Genomic DNA, 3,491 nt, shown 5'->3' with positions numbered 1-3,491 from the left:
TGCACGGCCGCATCGTCGCCCTCACCCCGGCCAGCAGCGGCCTGCACCAGGTGCTCAGCCAGTGGCTGCCGGCCTGGGGCCTGCACTACCGGCGCCTGGACACCGACGCCAGCCTGCTCGGCGTGGACGCCGACCTGCTGATCAGCGACTGCCCGGAATGCCTGCTCGGCCTGCGACCAACGCTGAACACGCCGGTGCTGCTGGTCACCGCCTACGGCAACTTCCTGCCCCTTGATCAGGCCCAGCGCCTCGCCCCGCTGCAGCAGATCGCCCGCCCGCTGGCGCGCGCCGGCCTGCTGCAGATGCTCCGCCATATCCTCCACAGCGATGCGCCGAGCGCCGGCGGCACACCCCACGCCCAGGCGCCGAGCGAGCGCTCGGCGCGGGTGCTGCTGGTGGAGGACAACCCGGTCAACCAGCTGGTGGCCAAGGGCATGCTGGCCAAGCTGGGCTGCCAGGTGCTGGTCGCCGGGCATGGCGGCGAAGCCCTGGACCTACTGGAGCGCGAGGCCGTCGACCTGGTGCTGATGGACTGCAACATGCCGGTGATGGACGGCTATGAGGCCAGCCGGCGGATTCGCCGCAACGGCCGCTGGCCGGACCTGCCGATCGTCGCACTGACCGCCAATGCGCTGTCCGACGAGCGTGAACGCTGCCGCGCCGCCGGCATGAGCGACTACCTGGCCAAGCCCTTCCGCCGCGAGGAGCTGGCCGCCCTGCTCGATACCTGGCTGCCGGCCGCGGTCACGCGTTGAGCGCTGCGGCTGGCGCGCAGGACCTGGGCGGCCCCGCGGCACCCTAGGTGCCGAGCCGGCTCAGCAGGCGATCCAGGCGCTGGCGCAAGCCGTCCAGCTCGGCCAGCTCCTCGCCGCCGAACTGGCACAGCAGCTGCGCCTTGAGCGGCGCCACCCGCGCCTGCAACGCCCTGCCCGCCTCGCTCAAGGCCAGGTGCACCTCGCGCTCGTCGTGGGCGGCGCGGCGGCGTTGCACCAGGCCCATCTGCTCCAGGCGCTTGAGCAGCGGCGTGAGGGTGCCGGAGTCCAGCTGCAGGCGCTGACCCAGGGCCTTCAGCGTCGGCTGCTCGGGCGCCTGCGCCTGCCATTCCCAGAGCACCAGCATCGCCAGGTACTGCGGGTAGGTCAGGCCCAGCGCGTCGAGCATCGGCTTGTAGGCGCGAATCACCGCACGCGAGGCGGCGTAGAGCTTGAAGCACAGCTGGTTGTCCAGCTGCAGTTGGGCGCTATCGAAAGCGGTCATTTGAGCAAGGCTTCGATCTCGCTGGAGAGCTCCTCCGGCTTGGTGGTCGGGGCGAAGCGCTTGATCACCTGACCGTCCTGGCCGATCAAGAACTTGGTGAAGTTCCACTTGATGCCCTGGCTGCCGAGCAGGCCGGGGGCACGCTTCTTCAGCTGGACGAACAGCGGATGGGCGTCGGCGCCATTGACGTCGACCTTCTTGAACAGCGGGAAGCTGACGCCGAAGTTCAGCTCGCAGAACTCGGAAATCGCCCCCTCGTCGCCCGGCTCCTGCTTGCCGAACTGGTTGCAGGGAAAGCCCAGCACCACCAGGCCCTTGTCCTTGTACTGCTGCCAGATGCTTTCCAGGCCCTTGTACTGCGGGGTGAAGCCGCACTTGCTGGCGGTGTTGACCACCAGCACGGCCTTGCCGCCGAAATCGGCGAGGGTCTTCTGCTCACCCTTGATGGTGGTGACCGGGATATCGAAGAGTGCGTTGCTCATGGGAGTCGTCCTGAAGTGGGCTGGATGTGCCAAACAAAATAGCGAGCAATTAGATTGCGCACAATTTAATTACCCAACGATAAGGCGCATGGATAGTGCGTCATGCGGCCCCACCTGCCTTTGCCCTCGACCATCGGTGCGCGCGGCCTGGGCGGCCCGGCGGTTCCCTATGCGAGGGTAGCCCCCAACGCCCGTACCAGCGCCGCCAGCTCGGGCGCCTCGCCCTGCAGGCGCACGCGCAGCCCGTCGAGTTCGCGGCGCATCGGGTAGTGCTTGCGCAGACGGTCGAAGCCGGCGCGGCGTGCCTCGGCGTCGCCGATAAGGCTGCGGCGGAAATCCGCATCGTCGCGGCGCGGGTCGTACACCGCGCGGCACAGGGCAGCCAGCGCCCAGGCCGGGTCGGCAGTGCCGTCCAGCGTCACCTCGCTCAGCCAGGGCGCCGGCAGCAAGTCGGCCAGGCGCACCTGTTCGGGCAGGCCGAGGGCGCGGCAGCAGGCCTGGTAGATCTGCGCCGTGCCGCGCAGCTTGCCGTCCAGGCTGTAGCCGGCGATATGCGGGGTGGCCAGCTGACACAGCGCGGCCAGTTCGACGTCGGCCTGCGGCTCGCCTTCCCAGACGTCGAGCACCGCCTTGAGATCCGGCCGCTGCGGCAGCAGCTGACGCAGCGCGGCGTTGTCCACCACCGCGCCGCGGCTGGCGTTGATCAGCCAGGCGCCGGGCTTGAGCGCCGCCAGACGCGCGCCATCGAACAGATGGCGGGTGCCGGCGTCCAGCGGCGTATGCAGGCTGATCACCTCGCACTCGGCGACGATCCGCTCGAGGTCGACGAAATCGCCGCCTTCGGCCGCCTGCCGCGGCGGGTCGCACACCCACACCTGCCAGCCCAGGCCGCGCAGCAGCTCGACCAGGCGCCCGCCGACCTGCCCTGCCCCGACCACGCCATAGACCCGCGTGGCCGGGTCGACGCCTTCGCGCTCGGCCAGGGTCAGCACGCTGCCCAGCACGTAGTCCACCACGCCGCGGGCGTTGCAGCCCGGCGCGCTGCTCCAGGCGATGCCGGCCTCGGCGAAGTAGTCGAGATCCAGATGATCGGTGCCGATGGTGCAGGTGCCGACGAAACGCACGCGGCTGCCTTCCAGCAGCGCGCGGTCGACGCGGGTCACCGAGCGCACCAGCAGGAGATCGGCGTCGCGCACATCGGCCGCCGCGATGGCCCGGCCGGGCAGCCGGCGGATGCTGCCGAAGGCGGCGAAGAACTCGTCGAGCAGGGGAATGTTTTCGTCGGCGACTATATGCATGGCGGGCTCCGCGGATCAGGCCGCCATTCTATGCCAGCGCGGCGCCAGCGTCGCCCCGCATGCCGCCGCGCAGAGCGGCACGGCGCGCTTTCCTGACCAAGGCGTCAGGGCGTAGACTACGCGGTTTTCCGCCCAACCGAAGAACCCTCATGTCTGCCGAGAACCGCCTGGGGCGCGTGCGCACGGAACTGCGCAGCCTACTCGTCCTGGCCACGCCGATCATCATCGCCCAGCTGGCGCACACCGCCATGGGCTTCGTCGACACCCTGATGGCCGGGCGGGTCAGCCCGCAGGACCTGGCCGCCGTGGCGCTGGGCAACTCCATCTGGGTGCCGGTGTTCCTGCTGATGACCGGCATCCTCCTGGCCACCACGCCCAAGGTGGCGCAGCGCTTCGGCGCCGGCGAGGAGGCGGCCATCGGCCCGCTGGTGCGCCAGGCACTGTGGCTGGCCCT

5 protein-coding genes are annotated in these 3,491 nt (G+C 70.1%); 2 read left to right on the top strand and 3 right to left on the bottom strand.

Annotated elements, in window-relative coordinates:
- Positions 1-755, top strand: a 755-nt coding sequence (locus N878_RS15390; RefSeq protein ID WP_021444511.1) for a response regulator, incomplete at its 5' end; no start/stop codon positions are given.
- 43 nt (positions 756-798) lie between these two features.
- On the opposite strand, the gene N878_RS15385 is transcribed toward N878_RS15390, so the two are convergent.
- From N878_RS15385 to pdxB, 3 genes are all read right to left on the bottom strand, one after another.
- Positions 799-1,257, bottom strand: coding sequence for a MarR family winged helix-turn-helix transcriptional regulator (locus tag N878_RS15385; RefSeq protein WP_021444510.1), 459 nt, complete (start codon positions 1,255-1,257; stop codon positions 799-801).
- Positions 1,254-1,739, bottom strand: coding sequence for a glutathione peroxidase (locus N878_RS15380; protein WP_021444509.1), 486 nt, complete (start codon positions 1,737-1,739; stop codon positions 1,254-1,256). Before N878_RS15380 ends, N878_RS15385 begins: the two co-directional genes overlap by 4 nt.
- Before the next feature lie 167 nt (positions 1,740-1,906).
- Positions 1,907-3,037 (bottom strand): 4-phosphoerythronate dehydrogenase PdxB, encoded by a 1,131-nt coding sequence (gene pdxB, locus N878_RS15375; RefSeq protein WP_021444508.1) that lies wholly within the window; start codon positions 3,035-3,037, stop codon positions 1,907-1,909.
- Positions 3,038-3,186: 149 nt separating this feature from the next.
- Between pdxB and N878_RS15370 the strand changes: the two genes are divergently transcribed.
- The coding region (locus N878_RS15370; protein WP_031303252.1) for an MATE family efflux transporter at positions 3,187-3,491 on the top strand (305 nt) is incomplete at its 3' end.

This window comes from Pseudomonas sp. EGD-AK9 (assembly GCF_000465935.2).
In the GTDB taxonomy this organism is placed as follows: domain Bacteria; phylum Pseudomonadota; class Gammaproteobacteria; order Pseudomonadales; family Pseudomonadaceae; genus Aquipseudomonas.
Note: the sequence above shows the minus strand (reverse complement) of the source record. Positions and strands in the feature narration are given on the sequence as shown.

What these genes read in the sequence shown, in the direction of transcription:
- N878_RS15380 (WP_021444509.1), bottom strand. Translation starts at nt 1,739, where the DNA reads ATGAGCAACGCACTCTTCGATATCCCGGTCACCACCATCAAGGGTGAG.
- pdxB (WP_021444508.1), bottom strand. Translation starts at nt 3,037, where the DNA reads ATGCATATAGTCGCCGACGAAAACATTCCCCTGCTCGACGAGTTCTTC.
- N878_RS15385 (WP_021444510.1), bottom strand. Translation starts at nt 1,257, where the DNA reads ATGACCGCTTTCGATAGCGCCCAACTGCAGCTGGACAACCAGCTGTGC.